Origin of the sequence: Streptomyces sp. ISL-12, assembly GCF_018614415.1 — a bacterium.
Classification (GTDB): domain Bacteria; phylum Actinomycetota; class Actinomycetes; order Streptomycetales; family Streptomycetaceae; genus Streptomyces.
Genome location: NZ_JAGGOO010000033.1, coordinates 22,328 through 39,330 on the forward strand (window position 1 = coordinate 22,328; position 17,003 = coordinate 39,330).

The 17,003-nt window shown below is 72.4% G+C and carries 15 protein-coding genes; 12 read left to right on the plus strand and 3 right to left on the minus strand.

Going from position 1 to position 17,003, the window contains the following annotated elements; translation table 11 throughout:
* Positions 1-16: 16 nt before the first annotated feature.
* Together ligA and J7I94_RS09965 are read left to right on the plus strand one after the other, a co-directional pair.
* Complete coding sequence (gene ligA / locus J7I94_RS09960) at positions 17-2,212, plus strand: NAD-dependent DNA ligase LigA (protein ID WP_215166626.1); 2,196 nt, start codon at positions 17-19, stop codon at positions 2,210-2,212.
* Positions 2,213-2,473: 261 nt separating this feature from the next.
* Positions 2,474-4,696 (plus strand): bifunctional diguanylate cyclase/phosphodiesterase, encoded by a 2,223-nt coding sequence (locus J7I94_RS09965; RefSeq protein ID WP_215166627.1) that lies wholly within the window; start codon positions 2,474-2,476, stop codon positions 4,694-4,696.
* Positions 4,697-4,774: 78 nt separating this feature from the next.
* Here the strand turns inward: J7I94_RS09965 and J7I94_RS09970 are convergent, their stop codons facing one another.
* Positions 4,775-5,371 (minus strand): TetR/AcrR family transcriptional regulator, encoded by a 597-nt coding sequence (locus J7I94_RS09970; RefSeq protein WP_215166628.1) that lies wholly within the window; start codon positions 5,369-5,371, stop codon positions 4,775-4,777.
* Between the two features lie 88 nt (positions 5,372-5,459).
* On the opposite strand from J7I94_RS09970, the gene J7I94_RS09975 reads away from it, so the two are divergent.
* The 9 genes from J7I94_RS09975 to J7I94_RS10015 all read left to right on the plus strand — a co-directional run bounded on the left by J7I94_RS09975 (position 5,460) and on the right by J7I94_RS10015 (position 13,444).
* A complete protein-coding gene (locus J7I94_RS09975) occupies positions 5,460-5,828 on the plus strand; it encodes a DUF4267 domain-containing protein (protein WP_215166629.1) in 369 nt (122 codons plus the stop codon).
* Between the two features lie 97 nt (positions 5,829-5,925).
* Positions 5,926-6,222, plus strand: coding sequence for an Asp-tRNA(Asn)/Glu-tRNA(Gln) amidotransferase subunit GatC (gatC, locus tag J7I94_RS09980; RefSeq protein ID WP_023546575.1), 297 nt, complete (start codon positions 5,926-5,928; stop codon positions 6,220-6,222).
* 6 nt (positions 6,223-6,228) lie between these two features.
* Positions 6,229-7,728, plus strand: coding sequence for an Asp-tRNA(Asn)/Glu-tRNA(Gln) amidotransferase subunit GatA (gene gatA, locus J7I94_RS09985; protein ID WP_215166630.1), 1,500 nt, complete (start codon positions 6,229-6,231; stop codon positions 7,726-7,728).
* The gene (locus J7I94_RS09990) at positions 7,725-7,964 is read left to right on the plus strand and encodes a hypothetical protein (RefSeq protein ID WP_215166631.1); all 240 of its coding nucleotides are present in this window, start codon (positions 7,725-7,727) and stop codon (positions 7,962-7,964) included. Before gatA ends, J7I94_RS09990 begins: the two co-directional genes overlap by 4 nt.
* 15 nt (positions 7,965-7,979) lie before the next feature.
* Positions 7,980-9,494, plus strand: coding sequence for an Asp-tRNA(Asn)/Glu-tRNA(Gln) amidotransferase subunit GatB (gene gatB, locus J7I94_RS09995; protein ID WP_215166632.1), 1,515 nt, complete (start codon positions 7,980-7,982; stop codon positions 9,492-9,494).
* 203 nt (positions 9,495-9,697) lie between these two features.
* Positions 9,698-11,938: an MMPL family transporter gene (locus tag J7I94_RS10000; protein ID WP_215166633.1), complete on the plus strand. Its 2,241-nt coding sequence runs from the start codon at positions 9,698-9,700 to the stop codon at positions 11,936-11,938.
* Complete coding sequence (locus J7I94_RS10005) at positions 11,916-12,491, plus strand: GNAT family N-acetyltransferase (RefSeq protein ID WP_215166634.1); 576 nt, start codon at positions 11,916-11,918, stop codon at positions 12,489-12,491. The genes J7I94_RS10000 and J7I94_RS10005 overlap by 23 nt, the downstream gene beginning before the upstream one ends.
* A 35-nt stretch (positions 12,492-12,526) precedes the next feature.
* Complete coding sequence (locus J7I94_RS10010; RefSeq protein WP_215166635.1) at positions 12,527-13,114, plus strand: hypothetical protein; 588 nt, start codon at positions 12,527-12,529, stop codon at positions 13,112-13,114.
* 141 nt (positions 13,115-13,255) lie between these two features.
* Complete coding sequence (locus tag J7I94_RS10015) at positions 13,256-13,444, plus strand: DUF6191 domain-containing protein (RefSeq protein WP_215166636.1); 189 nt, start codon at positions 13,256-13,258, stop codon at positions 13,442-13,444.
* A 10-nt stretch (positions 13,445-13,454) separates the two neighbouring features.
* Here the strand turns inward: J7I94_RS10015 and J7I94_RS10020 are convergent, their stop codons facing one another.
* Both J7I94_RS10020 and J7I94_RS10025 read right to left on the minus strand, forming a co-directional pair.
* Positions 13,455-14,621, minus strand: a complete 1,167-nt coding sequence (locus J7I94_RS10020; protein ID WP_215166637.1) for a sorbosone dehydrogenase family protein — start codon at positions 14,619-14,621, stop codon at positions 13,455-13,457.
* 96 nt (positions 14,622-14,717) lie between these two features.
* Positions 14,718-15,716 (minus strand): aldo/keto reductase, encoded by a 999-nt coding sequence (locus J7I94_RS10025; RefSeq protein ID WP_215166638.1) that lies wholly within the window; start codon positions 15,714-15,716, stop codon positions 14,718-14,720.
* Between the two features lie 76 nt (positions 15,717-15,792).
* On the opposite strand from J7I94_RS10025, the gene J7I94_RS10030 reads away from it, so the two are divergent.
* On the plus strand, positions 15,793-16,755 hold the full coding sequence (locus J7I94_RS10030; RefSeq protein WP_251074913.1) for a 2-hydroxyacid dehydrogenase: 963 nt from the start codon (positions 15,793-15,795) through the stop codon (positions 16,753-16,755).
* The last annotated feature ends 248 nt before the right edge of the window (positions 16,756-17,003 follow it).

A 17,003-nucleotide genomic window follows, 5' to 3' on the forward strand; every position in this document is an offset into this window, starting at 1 on the left:
CGGGAGGACATACACGGTGGCCGGCGACAAGCAGGCGGAGACGACGAACGTGCCCGCCGAGGCACGGGAGAAGCACGTTCAGCTCGCTGAGCGGATCGAGGAGCACCGCTTCCGGTACTACGTGAAGGACGCCCCCGTCATCAGCGACGCGGACTTCGACCGGCTGCTGCGCGACCTGGAGGCGCTGGAGGAGGAGTACCCGCCGCTGCGCACCCCGCAGTCGCCGACCCAGAAGGTCGCCGGCTCCTACGAGACGGAGTTCACCGCCGTAGAGCACCGCTCGCGCATGCTCTCCCTGGACAACACGTTCAACGAGGAGGAGCTGACCGCCTGGGCCGAGCGCCTCCACAAGGAGCTGGGCGAGCAGAAGTTCCACTTCCTGTGCGAGCTGAAGGTCGACGGCCTCGCCGTCAACCTCACCTACGAGCACGGCCGCCTGGTCCGCGCCGCCACCCGCGGCGACGGCCGCACCGGCGAGGACATCACGCCCAACGTCCGCACCATCGCCGACATCCCCGAGCGGCTGACCGGCGACAAGGTCCCCGACCTCGTGGAGATCCGCGGCGAGGTCTACTTCCCGATGGAGAAGTTCGAGGAGCTGAACGCCCGTCTGGTCGAGGCCGGCGACAAGCCCTTCGCCAACCCGCGCAACGCGGCGGCCGGTTCGCTGCGCCAGAAGGACCCCCGCGTCACCGCGAGCCGCCCGCTGCACATGGTCGTCCACGGCATCGGTGTCCTGGAGGGCTACGCGGGCCTGACCCGCCTCTCCGAGGCGTACGGCCTGCTCAAGGAGTGGGGGCTGCCCACCTCCCCGTACAACCGGGCGGTCGAGACCCTCGCCGAGGTCCACGAGTTCATCGCCTACTACGGCGAGAACCGGCACTCGGTGGTGCACGAGATCGACGGCGTCGTCGTCAAGCTCGACGAGATCCGCCTCCAGGGCCGGCTCGGCTCCACCGCCCGCGCCCCCCGCTGGGCCATCGCCTACAAGTACGCGCCCGAAGAGGTCAACACCAAGCTCGTCGACATCAAGGTCGGCGTCGGCCGCACCGGCCGGGTCACGCCCTACGCCCAGGTCGAGCCGGTGACGGTGGCCGGCAGCGAGGTGGAGTTCGCCACGCTGCACAACCAGGAGGTCGTCAAGGCCAAGGGCGTCCTCGTCGGCGACACGGTGGTGCTGCGCAAGGCCGGTGACGTGATCCCGGAGATCCTCGGGCCGGTCGCCGACCTGCGGGACGGCAGCGAGCGGGAGTTCGTGATGCCGGCCGAGTGCCCCGAGTGCGGTACGCCGCTGCGCCCCATGAAGGAGGGCGACATCGACCTCCGCTGCCCCAACGCGCGCAGTTGCCCCGCCCAGTTGCGCGAGCGCGTCACCTACCTCGCCGGCCGTCAGTGCCTGGACATCGAGCACTTCGGGGGCGTCGCCGCCGCCGCGCTGACCCAGCCGCTGGAGCCGGCCGAGCCGCCGCTGGTCGACGAGGGCGACCTGTTCGACCTCACGGTGGAGAAGCTGCTGCCCATCAAGGCGTACGTCCTGGACCCGGACAGCGGGCTGCCCAAGCGCGACCCCAAGACCGGTGAGGAGAAGGTCGTCACGGTCTTCGCCAACCAGAAGGGCGAGCCGAAGAAGAACACCCTCGCCCTGCTGAGGAACATCGAGGAGGCCAAGACCCGCCCCCTCGCCCGGTTCCTCAACGGGCTCTCCATCCGGCACGTCGGACCGGTCGCCGCGCAGGAACTCGCCCGCCAGTTCCGCTCCGTGGACCGCATCGAGCAGGCCAGTGAGGAGGAGCTGGCCAACACCGACGGGGTCGGGCCGATCATCGCCGCCTCCCTCAAGGAGTGGTTCGCCGAGGAGTGGCACCGCGAGATCGTCCGCAAGTGGAAGGCGGCCGGCGTCCCCCTGGAGGAGCAGTCCTCCGGCGAGGACGAGGGGCCGCGCCCGCTCGAAGGACTCACCGTCGTCGTCACCGGCACCCTGGAGCGCTACACCCGGGACGGCGCCAAGGAGGCCCTGCAGGGCCGGGGCGCCAAGGTGACCGGTTCGGTGTCGAAGAAGACCTCGTTCGTCGTCGTGGGCGACAACCCCGGGTCGAAATACGACAAGGCGATGCAGCTGAAGGTCCCGGTGCTCGACGAGGACGGCTTCGACGTCCTGCTCGAACAAGGGCCCGAAGCAGCCTCGGACGTCGCGCTTTCGGCTGAGGAATAGCGGTTGAAGGCCACCCGTTCGGCGCATATCAGATGCATAAGGGTGGCCAGGGCGCAATCGGGCAACCGTCGACGACCGGTGCCCGTGGAAGCCTTCCGCGGCCTACTGTTGGGACGTGCGCCTGCCGTGCCCAGCCGCGGCCGGGGCATTGCCCGTGCTCCGAAGGGGCCGGGATACGGACTTTTCACGCGGAACCGTCGGCGGCCCCCTCGGGCACCGGGCCGCGTGGCGTGGGCACCGCCGGCTGTGAGAGGGACGGGAATGGAACCGACCGAGAGCGCCGCCCCGGGCTCACGGCTGCGCCCGCGTCGCCTGTGGGACGCGGCGCGTGCGAGCCGGTGGGCCGGGCGGCCTTCTCAGGAGGGCGGCGGCCAGGGGCGCACCGCCCGGGTCGCACCGGCCGGCCGTGGCACCGGGCACGCCTCCGGCCTGCCGGACACCGACGCCGAACGGCACCTGTCCTGGCCCGCGTTGCCCGCGGCGGTCGTCGCGGCGGCCGGGTTCGTCCTGGGCGCCGGGTTCTACCGGGCGTTCACCGACGGGCACGCGCTCTTCCCGTCCGGCGCGGCCGGCTGGTCGCTCGCCGTGCTGACCGGCATCGTCGTCGGCCACCTCGTCCTGCTCGGCCGCGCCCGCTGGTGGGGCGGCACCGGCTCCGGCGCCGCCCTCACCCTCGCCGTGCTGCTGCTCTACGGCTGGGTCCCGGCCGGCATGGTCAGCCTCACCGTCGTCGTCCTGGTCGGCGTCGCCCGCCGGGGCCGCTGGCGCCAGGGCGTGCTGCACGGCGCGGTCGACATCCTCGGCATCGCCGCCGGCGCCGCCCTGCTGGGCGCCTGCGGCGCCGCCCCGTCCGTCGAGACGCCCTGGGACCCGGGCACCTGGACGGTCGCCGCGGCGCCCAAGGTGGTGCTGGTCGCCGTCGCCTACCTCGCCGTCACCCGCACCCTGCTCTGGTACCTGCACACTCCGCGCCCGGGCCTGCCCACCATCGCCCGCACCGCCCTGGCGAGACAGGGCCTGGTCGCGGTCGCCCTGCTCGGCATCGCCCCGCTGATCTGCGTCGTCGCCTTCGCGCAGCCGGTGCTGCTGCCGCTGTTCGCGATCCCGCTGATCGCCCTCGACTCCACCCTGTGGATCGCCCGCGCCCGCGCCGAGGAACAGCTCCGCGACCCGCTGACCGGACTGCCCAACCGGCAGTGGCTCCAGGAACGCATCTGGACCGCGCTGGACGACGCCGAGCGGATCGGTGTCCGTACCGCCCTGATGCTGATCGACCTCGACCGTTTCCGGTCGGTCAACGACACCCTCGGGCACCTGGCCGGTGACCGGCTGCTGCTCCAGATCGCCGACCGGCTGCGGGTGGCGCTGCCGCGCGGGGCGGAGGCCGCGCGGCTCGGCGGCGACGAGTTCGCCGTCCTGCTGCCCGTCACCGACTCCACCACCTCCGCGACCCGGGTCGCCCGCGGCCTGGTCGGCGCCCTCAGCTCCCCGCTCGACCTGGACGGACTCACCCTGGTCCTGGAGGCCAGCGCCGGGGTCGCCGTCTTCCCCGACCACGGCCTGGACGCCGAAGGGCTGCTGCGCCGGGCGGACGTGGCGATGTACCAGGCGAAGCGGGACCGTACGGGCGTCGAGGTCTACGAGTCCAAACGGGACTCCAACACCCCGGACCGCCTCGGCCTCCTCGGCGACCTGCGCCGCGCTCTGGACGCCCGGGAGGTCGAGCTGCACTACCAGCCCAAGGTCCGCTTCGACGGTCAGGTCGCGGGCCTGGAGGCGCTGGTGCGGTGGGTGCACCCCGAGCGGGGCAAGGTGCCGCCGGACGAGTTCATAGCCATCGCCGAGTCCTCGGGGCTGATGCCCCAGCTGACGGAGTACGTGCTGGAGACGGCACTCGCCCAGGTCGCCCGGTGGCGGGCGCAGGGCCTGTTCGTGCCGGTCGCGGTCAACGTCTCCCCGCGGGACGTGCACTCGCCCGGCTTCGCCGGCCTGGTCGCCGCGCGCCTCGCCCGGCACGGCGTCCCGGCGGGCGCGCTCCAGCTGGAGATCACGGAGCACGTCCTCCTGGAGGACCCGCAGCGCGCCGCCGACACCCTGGCCGGGCTGACCGGGCACGGGGTGAAGATGTCCCTGGACGACTTCGGCACCGGGTACTCCTCCCTCGTCCACCTGCGCAAGCTCCCCGTCAGCGAGCTGAAGATCGACCGTTCCTTCGTGGCCCGGCTGGCCATCGACAACGAGGACGCGGAGATCGTGCGGTGCACGGTCGACCTGGCCCACTCCCTGGGCCTGCTGGTCGTCGCGGAGGGCGTCGAGGACGACGAGACGTGGGAGCGGCTGCGGGATCTCGGCTGCGACGCGGTGCAGGGGTGGCTGGTCGCCGCCGCGATGCCGCCGGACGAGACGACGGCCTGGCTGCGGGCGCGGGGGTCGAGGGGATGGCAGCGGCCGGCCGCCGTCCTCCCGGCGGCGGTGGAGGAGTAGGGCGGTCCGGTCCGTCGCCGGGTGCCGGTCCGCCGGGGCTCGTCGCACGGTTCCGGGCCCCCGGCAGTTCCGCGCCCCTCAAGGGGCGCCTGCACCCCCGTACCTCTGGAAGCGTGAGCAGAGCAGTGCCAGTCGGCGGTCGTGGGCCTCTTCCGGGAGGCGGCCGCTGCGCATCAGGGTGACCAGGCCGTGCAGGCCGGCCCAGTAGGTCTCGGTGAGCAGCGCCGGGTCCTCGCCCTCGGCCGCGACCGGCGTCACCGCCCCCGCCAGTTCCCCGAACGCCTCCCGCAGCGCCTCCGGCGCCTCCGGCGTGGCGAACGGCAGTCCCACGGTGAGCGTGAACATGGCGTCGTACAGGGCGGGCCGGCGCCGCGCGAACGCCGTGTACGCCTCGCCCACCGCGGCGAGCGCCGCCCGGCCCTCCGGAGCCCCGGCACGGGCCGCCCGCAGCTCCGCGGCGAGTTCCGCGAACCCCTCCTCCGCGACCGCCGCCATGATGGCGTCCTTGCCCTTGAAGTGGCTGTAGAGGACGGGCTGGCTGTACTCGATCTCGGCCGCCAGCCGCCGTGTGGTCACCGCGTCCCAGCCCTCGGCCTCGGCCAGCTCCCGCGCGGCGGCCACGATCAGCCGCTCCCGCTCCGCTCGTTCGCGCTCCCGGCGCGTCTGGATCGACATGACCCGAGTCTAGCAGTGCTAGACAATCTATCAACGGCAGGTCTAGTGTCGCTCGTGTATCTAGCGCTGCTAGCAAGGGGGTAATGCCATGACCGTGACCGCCTGCACCCTGGCCGTCGTCCTGAACCTCTTCATCCTCTTCGTCGGGGCCCGCTTCCTGCTCCGGCCCCGGCTCGCCGCCGCCGGGTACGGCGTGCCCGCCAAGCCGGACGGCGACGCCGCCTACCTGGCCGTCAAGGGGGTCAGGGACGCCACCTTCGGTGCGGTGGGGCTGGCGCTGCTGGCGTTCGCCGGGGCCGCCGCGGAGGCCTGGTTCATGCTGGCCGTGGCGCTCGCGCCGCTCGGCGACACCCTGATCGTGCTGCGCCACGGCGGTACGAGGGCGGTGGCCTTCGGCATCCACTTCGCCACCGCGATCGTCGTTCTGGTCAGCGCGGGCCTGCTCTTCGCCGTCTGACCGGCAAACCGTTTAACGGCGAGCGGGCGCCGCCCCATAGGATTGGGCGACACACCCACACACTGACACACCCACTCTCACCCCAGAGGAACGCTGCATGCCTGGCATCACGCGCGAGGAGGTCGCCCACCTCGCCCGGCTGGCGCGTCTGGAGCTGAAGCCCGAAGAGCTCGATCACTTCGCGGGACAGCTGGACGACATCATCGGCGCGGTCGCCCGCGTCAGCGAGGTCGCCGACCAAGACGTACCCCCGACCTCGCACCCGCTCCCGCTGACCAACGTCATGCGGCCGGACGAGGTCCGTCCGTCGCTCACGCCCGCGCAGGCGCTCTCCGGCGCCCCGGCCCAGGAGCAGCAGCGTTTCAAGGTGCCGCAGATCCTGGGGGAGGAGTAACCCGCCATGACGGACAGCCCCATCATCAAGCTCACCGCGGCCGAGATCGCCGCGAAGATCGCCTCCGGCGAGCTGACGGCCGTAGAGGTCACCGAGGCCCACCTGGCCCGCATCGAGGCCGTCGACGAGAAGGTGCACGCCTTCCTGCACGTCGACCGCGAGGGCGCCCTCGCCCAGGCCCGCGCCGTGGACGAGAAGCGCGCCCGGGGGGAGAAGCTCGGCCCGCTGGCCGGGGTCCCCCTCGCGCTCAAGGACATCTTCACCACCGAGGGCGTCCCCACGACCGTCGGCTCGAAGATCCTCGAAGGCTGGCTCCCGCCCTACGACGCGACGGTCACCAAGAAGCTCAAGGCCGCCGACGTCGTCATCCTCGGCAAGACCAACATGGACGAGTTCGCCATGGGGTCGTCGACGGAGAACAGCGCGTACGGGCCGACCGGCAACCCCTGGGACCTCACCAAGATCCCCGGCGGTTCCGGCGGCGGTTCCTCCGCCGCGCTCGCCGCCTTCCAGGCGCCGCTGGCCATCGGCACCGACACCGGCGGTTCCATCCGCCAGCCCGCGGCCGTCACCGGCACGGTCGGCGTCAAGCCGACCTACGGCGGCGTCTCCCGCTACGGCATGGTGGCGTTCTCCTCCTCCCTCGACCAGGGCGGCCCCTGCGCCCGTACGGTCCTGGACGCGGCCCTGCTGCACGAGGTGATCGCCGGGCACGACCCGATGGACTCCACGTCGATCGACGCGCCCGTCCCGCCGGTCGTCGAGGCCGCCCGCAACGGCAGCGTGGACGGCATGCGCGTCGGCGTCGTCAAGCAGTTCCGCGGCGAGGGCTACCAGGCCGGCGTCATCCAGCGGTTCGACGAGTCCGTCGAGCTGCTGAAGAAGCTGGGCGCCGAGATCGTCGAGCTGGACTGCCCGTCCTTCGACCTCGCCCTGTCGGCGTACTACCTGATCGCCCCGTCCGAGTGCTCCTCCAACCTCGCCCGCTTCGACGGCCTGCGCTACGGCGCCCGCGTCGGCGACGACGGCACGCACTCCGCCGAGGAGGTCACCTCCCTGACCCGCGAGGCCGGCTTCGGCCCCGAGGTCAAGCGCCGCATCATGCTCGGCACGTACGCCCTGTCCAGCGGGTACTACGACGCGTACTACGGCTCCGCGCAGAAGGTCCGTACGCTCATCACCCGCGACTTCGAGAAGGCCTTCGAGCAGGTCGACGTGATCGTCTCCCCGACGACCCCGACCACCGCCTTCCCGATCGGCGAGCGCGCCGACGACCCGATGGCGATGTACCTCGCCGACCTGTGCACCATCCCCACCAACCTCGCGGGCAACGCGGCCATGTCGCTGCCCTGCGGCCTCGCGCCCGAGGACAACCTGCCGGTGGGTCTGCAGATCATCGCCCCCGCCATGCGGGACGACCGGCTGTACAAGGTCGGCGCCGCCGTCGAGGCCGCCTTCGTGGAAAAGTGGGGCCACCCGCTGATCGAGGAGGCACCGTCGCTGTGAGCAAGCTGTCGAAGGCCAAGGGCTTCAAGAAGTCCAAGAACGGCCTGTACCTGTCCATGGCCACCACCGCGTTCGGCGCGTTCAGCGTCGCCAAGCAGGCGAAGCTCGCCCGCACCGAGAGCGACACGCTCCGCCTGGTCGACGCCGCCGTGTCCGCCGCCGCCATCGTCACCGGCCTCGCCATCCTCTACCGCGAGCTGAAGCGGCTGGGCGACGACGACGTCCTGCTGGGCTGAGAGGGAAGTTTCACCGTGACCACCACGACCGACCTGGTGTCGTACGAGGACGCACTCGCGTCGTACGACCCCGTCATGGGCCTTGAGGTCCATGTCGAACTCGGCACCAAGACCAAGATGTTCTGCGGCTGTTCGACCGCGCTCGGTGCCGACCCGAACACCCAGACCTGCCCGGTCTGCCTCGGCATGCCCGGCGCGCTCCCGGTCGTCAACGCGACCGGCGTCGAGTCCGCCATCAAGATCGGCCTCGCGCTGAACTGCTCGATCGCCGAGTGGTGCCGCTTCGCCCGGAAGAACTACTTCTATCCGGACATGCCGAAGAACTTCCAGACCTCCCAGTACGACGAGCCGATCGCCTTCGACGGCTACCTCGACGTACAGCTGGAGGACGGCGAGACCTTCCGCGTCCAGATCGAGCGCGCCCACATGGAGGAGGACACCGGCAAGTCGACCCACGTCGGCGGCGCCACCGGCCGTATCCACGGCGCGTCCCACTCCCTGCTCGACTACAACCGCGCCGGCATCCCGCTCATCGAGATCGTCACCAAGCCGATCGAGGGCGCGGGGGAGCGCGCACCCGAGGTCGCGCGGGCGTACGTGCGTGAGCTGCGCGAGGTCATCAAGGCGCTCGGCGTGTCGGAAGCCCGCATGGAGATGGGGCAGATGCGCTGCGACGTGAACCTGTCGCTGCGCCCGCACGGCACCGAGAAGTTCGGCACCCGCTCGGAGACGAAGAACGTCAACTCGCTGCGGTCCGTGGAGCGCGCGGCCCGCTTCGAGATCCAGCGGCACGCGGCTGTCCTGAGCAGTGGCGGCACGATCATCCAGGAGACCCGCCACTTCCACGAGGACACCGGGTCCACGACCTCGGGCCGCGTGAAGGAGGAGGCCGAGGACTACCGGTACTTCCCGGAGCCCGACCTGGTGCCGGTCGCCCCCGCCCGCGAGTGGGTCGAGGAGATCCGGGCCCAGCTCCCCGAGCTGCCGCTGGTGCGCCGCAACCGGCTCCGCGAGGAGTGGGGCGTCTCGGCCACCGACATGCAGGCGATCCTCAACGCCGGCGCGCTGGACCCGATCGTCGCCACCATCGACGCCGGAGCCGACGCGGCCTCCGCCCGCAAGTGGTGGATGGGCGAGCTGGCCCGCAGCGCCAACGAGTCGCAGAAGCCGCTGGACGAGCTGGCCATCACGCCGCAGCAGGTGGCCCGGGTGACCGAGCTGGTCGCCAAGGGCGACCTGAACGACAAACTGGCCCGCCAGGTCATCGAGGGCGTCCTCGCCGGCGAGGGCACGCCGGACGAGGTCGTCGACAAGCGCGGTCTGAAGGTCGTATCGGACGAGGGCGCGCTGTCGGCCGCCGTGGACGAGGCGATCGCCGGCAACGCCGGCATCGTCGCCAAGATCCAGTCCGGCAAGGTGGCCGCGGCCGGCGCGCTGGTCGGCGCCGTCATGAAGGCGACACGCGGCCAGGCGGACGCGGCCCGTGTCAAGGAACTGATCCTCCAGAAGCTGGGGGTCGAGGAGGGCTGATCCGCTCCTCGTTGTGAGCCCCGGGGGCGCGTCGGACACGACGCGCCCCCAGTTTTGTGAGTAAACCCACGAACCGCGCCAAGGATCATTTCTCCCTGTAAGAGTGTCATCGCATCACTCATGCGTTCTTTGCGGGCAGTTCGGTCGATGAGCGGCTGTTCCTGAATCAAAGATCCACAATCAGGCATTCTGGGAGCAGGTCCGTGGCAGCACTCGCACGCTGGTGTGTCCGACGCCGCCTCGTCGCCGTCCTGTTGTGGCTGCTCGCCTTCGCCGGCGTCGCCGCCGCCGCGGTCGTCACCGGCCCCTCGTACTCCAACGACTACGACGTGCCCGGCACCGAGTCGAGCCGCGCCGCCGGACTCCTCGCCGCCGGCTTCCCCGGAGTCGGCGGCGACAGCGTCACCGTGGTCTGGCACACCGAGTCCGGCACCGTCCGGTCCGCCGCAGTCGAACAGACCATGACCGGCACGCTCGACGACATCGCCGCCCTGCCCGGCGTGGCCGCTGTCACCGGTCCCTACGGGGACCAGGGCACGGGCAGGATCAGCGAGGACGGCCACACGGCCTACGCCACCGTCGCCTTCGAGGAGCGGGCCGAGGACATCGCCGAGGCCGACGCCCGGGCCGTCGCCGACACCGCCCGGGCCGCCGCGACCGACGGGCTCCAGGTCGAACTGGGCGGCAGTGCCGTCGCGGTGACCGAGGCGCCCGGCGGACACCTCGCCGAGGCCGTCGGCGTGGCCGTCGCCGCCCTCGTCCTGTTCCTCGCCTTCGGCTCCCTCGCCGCCGCGCTGCTGCCCATCGCCACCGCGCTGGTCTCCGTCGGCACCGCCTACGCCGGCATCACCCTCCTCGGCCACGTGATGACCGTCGCCGACTTCGCGCCGATGCTGGGCCTGCTGATCGGGCTCGGCGTCGGCATCGACTACGCGCTGTTCCTCGTCACCCGGCACCGACGCGGCCTCAAACGCGGCCTGAGCCCCGCCGAGGCGGCCGTGAACGCGGTACGGACCACCGGCCGCGCGGTCGTCTTCGCGGGCGCCACCGTCTGCATAGCCCTGCTCGGCATGCTGGTCCTGCGGCTGGGCTTCCTCAACGGGGTCGCCGTCGCCGCAGCGCTGACCGTGGTCCTCACCGTCGCCGCCTCCGTCACCCTCCTGCCCGCCCTGCTCTCCTTCCTCGGCCCCCGCGCCCTCAGCCGCCGCGAGCGCCGCAGGCTGGCCGAGCACGGCCCCGAACCCGAGCTGCCCACCGGGTTCGCGGCCCGCTGGTCGGCCTTCGTCGAACGCCACCCCAAGGCCCTCGGCGCCGCCGCCCTCCTCGTGGTCACCGTCCTGGCCCTGCCCACCCTGGGCCTGCGCCTGGGCACCTCCGACCAGGGCAACGACCCGAAGGGCACCACCACCCGCGCCGCCTACGACCTGGTCGCCGAAGGGTTCGGCCCCGGCGTCAACGGCCCCCTCACCCTGGTCACCGAGGTCGGCGGCGCCGAGGACCGGCTCGCCCTGGACAACCTCGACGCCACGCTGCGGGCCACCGACGGCGTCGCCTCGGTGACGCCGGTGACCTTCGACTCCGGCGGCGACACCGCGTACCTCACCGTCGTCCCCGAGTCGGCCCCGCAGTCGCCGCGCACCAGCGACCTCGTGGACCGGCTGCGCACCGAGGTGCTGCCGCGCGCCGAGCGGGGCACCGCGCTCGACGTCCACGTCGGCGGGGTGACGGCCGGGTACGACGACTTCGCCGACGTCATCGTCGGCAAACTCCCCGTCTTCGTCGGCGTCGTCGTGGGCCTGGGCTGTCTGCTGCTCCTGCTGGCCTTCCGGTCGGCCGGCATCCCGCTGAAGGCCGCCGCGATGAACATCGCCGCCGTCGCCGGGTCCTTCGGCGTCGTCGTGGCCGTCTTCCAGTGGGGCTGGGGCAGCGAGGCGCTGGGCCTGGGGAGCGCCGGCCCGATCGAGCCCTTCCTCCCCGTGATCATGGTCTCGGTCCTCTTCGGACTCTCCATGGACTACCAGGTCTTCCTGGTCAGCCGCATGTACGAGGAGTGGCTGGAGACCGGAGACAACCGGCGGGCGGTACGGGTGGGACTCGCCGAGACCAGCCGGGTGATCAACTCCGCGGCGGTCATCATGATCTCCGTCTTCCTCGCCTTCGTCCTCACCGGCGACCGCGTCATCGCCATGTTCGGCATCGCGCTCGCCACCGCCGTCGCCCTGGACGCCTTCGTCCTGCGCACCCTGCTGGTGCCCGCCCTGATGCACCTGCTGGGCCGCGCCAACTGGTGGCTGCCGAAGTGGCTGGCGGCCCGGCTGCCCCGGATCAGCATCGAACCGCCCGAGTGCCGTGCCGCCCATGAGAGGCTCACCGACGTAGTGAGCGCCATGGAACAGGAAACGCCGAAGGAGCGGGACCGGGATGTACGCGATATCGCTGGGTGACGACGGAGCCGAACTGCGTCCGCTGGAGCCCTGGCACGCCGAGGAGTTCCTCGCCCACCTCGACCGGGGCCGGGAGTTCATCACCCGGCACATCCCGTTCGGGACACAGGCCACCGACACCGCCTCCGCGCGGGCGCTGCTCACCGTGTACGCCGAGAAGCGTGCCGCCGACAGCGGCTTCCTGCACGGGCTGTGGCTCGGCGGCGAGCTGGTCGGCGGACTGATGTTCCGGACCTTCGACGCCGCGACCGGCGCCTGCGAGATCGGCTGCTGGCTGGAACCGGCCGGTACCGGCAAGGGCCTCGTCACCCGCGGCGCCCGCGTCCTGATCGACTGGGCCTTCGACGAGCGCGGGATGCACCGCGTGGAATGGCGCGCCTCCTCCGCCAACATCCCCAGCGTCAACGGCGCCCGGCGGCTCGGCATGACCCGCGAGGGCGTGCTCCGGGAGCACCACCCGTACCGTGGGGTGCGGCAGGACTTGGAGATATGGGCCGTGCTCGTGCCTCAGTGGCGTGCGGCACGCGCGCGTACCTCTCACAACGATCATTAAGGGACCTCTCAGAGAGCGTCCGTACGGTGCGAGACATGGGAACGAAGACAGTGGACGAGACCGGCGCCGCGACGAAGGCGGACGAGGACAGGACGGACGTCACCGACGTCACCGACGCCCCCGAGGCTCAGGAGGAGTCGCAGGTCACGGAGGGTGAGGCGGCGGCCGAGGGCGCCGAGGACACCGAGCCCGAGGCGGTCACGGAGACCGGGACCGCCACCGAGGGACCCTCCGGCGTCGGCCAGGGCGCGGGCGCCGTCGTCTCCGCCGGGCTCGGCATCGTGTCGCTGACCGGCAGCTGGGTGGGCACCGTGGCCTCCGCCCGCCAGGCGGTCCTGGGGCAGCTGGCGACGACCCAGACCTCGGACGTCCAGACGATGCTGCAGAAGGGCTACGGCGACGCCTGGCAGGCCACCGCGCTGTGGGGCGGCGTCTTCGCCCTGGTCGCGCTGATCGTCGGCGTCTTCGTCCTGGCCCGCCCCGCGTTCGGCGCGCCGGGCAGGCCGCAGCCGGCGTGGATCAAGTCGGTCTCCTGGGCGGGCGTCGCCCTGGGCGTGATCGGCCTGCTCCTGGCCGTGCTCAAGTACACCGACATCCTGCTGGCCGTGCCGTCCGCGAGCTGACGCCCGTACGGACCGGAGGGGGCCTCGGGGTACCCGGCGCACAAGGAGCGCCGGACGCCCCGGGGCCCCCGCGCGCGTCCGGGGCCGCCTCCCGTACGGCGGGGTGGACGTACGCTGGGGAACACCGGCCGAGGAGGTCACGTGTTCAACGCTTTCGAGGAACTGTTCGCACCCGGCCGCAAACACACCCGGGACGAGCAGAACAGGCTGGAGCTGACCCGGGAGGACGCCGGCGACGGCGACCCCGGACACGGCCCGATAGACCTCACCTCCGGGAAGGTCGTCGTACGGCCCCCGAAGCGGCCGGAGGCCGCATCCGCAGACGAGTGACCGGCGCCGTCTACCGCACCTCCAGCTCCAGGATCCGGTCGTCCTCCCGCTCCGGATCGCCCCGCCCGTCCGTGTTGCTGGTCACCAGCCACAGCTTGCCGTCGCCCGCCGCCACGACCGTGCGCAGCCGGCCGTACTCGCCCCGGAGGAAGGACCGCGGTTCGGCCGCCTCCTCGGTGCCGTCCAGGGGCACGCGCCACAGCCGCTCGCCCCGCAGCCCCGCCATCCACACCGACCCCCCGGCGTACGTGATGCCGCTCGGGGACGCCTCGTCGGTGCTCCACTGCGCCACCGGGTCACGGAACGCGTCGTCGTCCGACTCGCCCTCGGCCTCGGGCCAGCCGTAGTTGCCGCCCGGCGTGATCGCGTTCAGCTCGTCCCAGGTGTCCTGGCCGAACTCCGCGGCGAACAGGCGCCGCCGCGCGTCCCAGGCCAGCCCCTGGACGTTGCGGTGGCCGTAGGAGTACACGGGGGAGCCGGAGGAGGGGTTGCCCGGCGCCGGCTCGCCCTCGGGGGTCAGGCGCAGGATCTTCCCGCCGAGGGACTCCTCGTCCTGGGACAGCCCGGTGTCGCCGCTCTCGCCCGTGCCCACGTACAGCAGCTTGTCCGGGCCGAAGGCGATCCGGCCGCCGTTGTGGACGAAGCCCTTGGGGATGCCCCTGAACACCGTGTCCGGGGCGCCGAGCTGCTCGCCGGACGGCTTGCCGGTGTCGTAGAGCATCCGCACGATCCGGTTGTCCGAGGCGGAGGTGTAATAGGCGTAGACCGTACGGTCGGCGGCGTAGTCGGGGGAGAGCGCGATGCCGAGCAGGCCGCCCTCCCCGGCCGGTGACACCCCGGGCACCTCGCCCAGTTCCGTCTTCTTCCCGGTCGCGGTGTCGACCCGCGTGATCGTGCCCTCGTCCCGGGAGGAGACGAGCAGGTCGCCGTCGGGCAGCGGGGCCAGGCCCCAGGGGCTGTCCAGGCCCGTGGCGACCGTACGGGTCACCTCGACCGAGCCTTTGGCGGGCGGCGCCTGTTCCGCGGGCGTGGACGGCGCGGACGACGCCGTACGGCCGGGGGTGGCGCGCTCGTTCCAGCCGGCCGCGCCCTCACCGTCCCCGTCGCCGGAGGAGCAGCCGGCCGCCAGCAGCAGCACGGCGGTGGTCAGCGCGGCCGGTACGGCTCGACGTCGCACGATCACGGTCCCTTCGACGCGGTGGGTCCTCACAGTGACGAACCCCGCCCGTGCCCCACAGGTTCCCGCGCGGACCCTTCCGTACGCCCCGGTCCCTCACTCCCAGGAGCCCAGCGCCCTCGGCAGGGCGCTCACCTCCGCCAGGTCCCCGGGGGACAGCCGCAGCCCGGCCGCGGCGGCGTTCTCGGTCACCCAGCGCTCCTGTTTGGTGCCCGGCACCGGGATCACCTGCCCGCCCTGCGCCAGCACCCAGGCCAACGCCACCTGCGCGGGTGTCACCCCGTCGCCGTGCCGGGCGGCGACGCGGCGCAGACCGGCCGCGATCGGCTGGTTGGCGGCCATCATCTCCGCGGTGAAGCGGGGGTGCCGGGCGCGCAGGTCGTCCGCTTCGAAGCCCTCGCCCGGCGTCAGCGTGCCGGTCAGGAAGCCGTTGCCCAGCGGCATCGCGGCCAGGAACCCCACACCGCGCGTCGCGCACCACGGCAGCAGCGCCTCCAGCGCCTCCGGCGACCACACCGACAGCTCGGCCTCCACCGCGCTCACCGGGAACACCTGCTGCACCCGCTCCAGTTGCCGGATCGTTCCGTCGTGCAGTCGCGCCCCGGACCGCCGCGCCGACCGGGCGCCCACCGCGCACAGCCCCAGCGCCCGTACCTTCCCGGCCCGGACCAGCTCCGCCATCGCGCCCCAGGTCTCCTCCACCGGGACCTCGGGGTCGGCCCGGTGCAACTGGTAGAGGTCGATCACGTCGGTCTGGAGGCGGCGCAGGGACGCGTCACAGGCCCGCTTCACGTACCCGGGGCGGCCGTTGGCCACGATGTGCTGCTCGCCGACGAGCAGACCGACCTTGGTCGACACGAAGGCGTCGGACCGCCGCTCCTTCAACACCCGCCCCAGCAGCAGTTCGTTGGTGAACGGGCCGTACATGTCGGCGGTGTCCAGCAGACAGGAGCCCAGGTCCAGCGCCCGGTGCACCGCCCTGAGCGACTCGTCGCCGCGCTGCCGGGAGGTGCTGTACGCCCAGCTCATCGGCATGCACCCGAGACCGACGGCCCCCACCGCGAGTGCCGCCGCGCCGATCGTCCTGCGCTCCACGTGGTCGTGACCCTCCCTCTTGTGGCCACCCCAACCTAACCTCTGCCGGTCAAGGCCCCTGACATAGCCTCCTGGCATGACTGCTGACGTGTGGCTGCCCATACCGCCGGACGAGATCGACGGGCTCCCCGAGGGACCCCGGTACCTGTTCTGGGACGGGGGTGACGACGGCGAGCGGGACTTCCCCGGCGACCCCGCGCACTGCGCGTTCTACGTCGTGCCGTACATGAAGCCGCATCCGGTACGGGTCCGGCCGCTGGAGCACCTGAGCCGCGTCCAGGTCGTCCAGACGCTGACCGCCGGCGTCGACGACGTCATGGGGCGGCTGTCGGTGATCAGGCCCGGCGTCCGGCTCTGCAACGCCCGCGGCGTGCACGAGGCCAGCACCGCCGAACTGGCCCTCACCCTGACCCTCGCCGCGCTGCGCGGCGTCCCCGACTTCGTCCGGGCCCAGGACAAGGGCGAGTGGCGCGGCGGCTTCCGGCCCGCGCTGGCCGACAAGAACGTGCTCATCGTCGGCTACGGCGCGATCGGCGCGGCGATAGAGGACCGGCTCGTGCCCTTCGAGGTGGCGCGGGTGGCGCGCGTCGCGCGCTCCGCACGCACCACGGCGCGCGGCCCGGTGCACCCACTCGCCGAACTGCCCGCCCTGCTCCCGGAAGCGGACGTCGTCATCCTCTCCACGCCGCTCACCGAGGACACCCGGCACCTGGTGAACCCCGGGTTCCTGGCCCGGATGAAGGACGGGGCCCTGCTGGTCAACGTGGCCCGCGGGCCCGTGGTCGACACCGGGGCGCTCCTCGCCGAGCTGGCCACCGGCCGCCTCACCGCCGCCCTCGACGTCACCGACCCCGAGCCGCTGCCGCCGGGGCACCCGCTGTGGCAGGCGCCGGGCGTGCTGATCAGCCCGCACGTCGGCGGGCCCACGTCCGCCTTCCTGCCGCGCGCGAAGCGTCTGCTGGCCGATCAGTTGACCCGTTTCGTGAACCGGGAGCCGCTGCGCAACGTGATCCTGACGACGGGAGACCCCGGCGCGTGACGCGCGGCGCCGAGTGCCCCCGGCGCGTTTTTCGCGCCGTGACGGCACGCACGGCGCGCGCGTGGTGACAACGGCGCAATCCGTTTCGGGCACCCTCTGCGTTCTGTCGGGAGCAGTGGGTACCCGCATATCCGCTGGTCGTCACGGAGCGTAGAGAACCTATGTCCCTGAGTGACGAGACTGGTGTATCGTCCCGACAGGGGTTGCGCCGCGCACCGTTCGGCGCCGGGGACGGACATGGAGACTGC

Bases quoted from the DNA above. Each gene is read 5' to 3' on its own strand.
- J7I94_RS09965 (WP_215166627.1), top strand. From the start codon at position 2,474: ATGGAACCGACCGAGAGCGCCGCCCCGGGCTCACGGCTGCGCCCGCGT.
- J7I94_RS09970 (WP_215166628.1), bottom strand. From the start codon at position 5,371: ATGTCGATCCAGACGCGCCGGGAGCGCGAACGAGCGGAGCGGGAGCGG.
- J7I94_RS09975 (WP_215166629.1), top strand. From the start codon at position 5,460: ATGACCGTGACCGCCTGCACCCTGGCCGTCGTCCTGAACCTCTTCATC.
- gatC (WP_023546575.1), top strand. From the start codon at position 5,926: ATGCCTGGCATCACGCGCGAGGAGGTCGCCCACCTCGCCCGGCTGGCG.
- gatA (WP_215166630.1), top strand. From the start codon at position 6,229: ATGACGGACAGCCCCATCATCAAGCTCACCGCGGCCGAGATCGCCGCG.
- J7I94_RS10005 (WP_215166634.1), top strand. From the start codon at position 11,916: ATGTACGCGATATCGCTGGGTGACGACGGAGCCGAACTGCGTCCGCTG.
- J7I94_RS10010 (WP_215166635.1), top strand. From the start codon at position 12,527: ATGGGAACGAAGACAGTGGACGAGACCGGCGCCGCGACGAAGGCGGAC.
- J7I94_RS10030 (WP_251074913.1), top strand. From the start codon at position 15,793: ATGACTGCTGACGTGTGGCTGCCCATACCGCCGGACGAGATCGACGGG.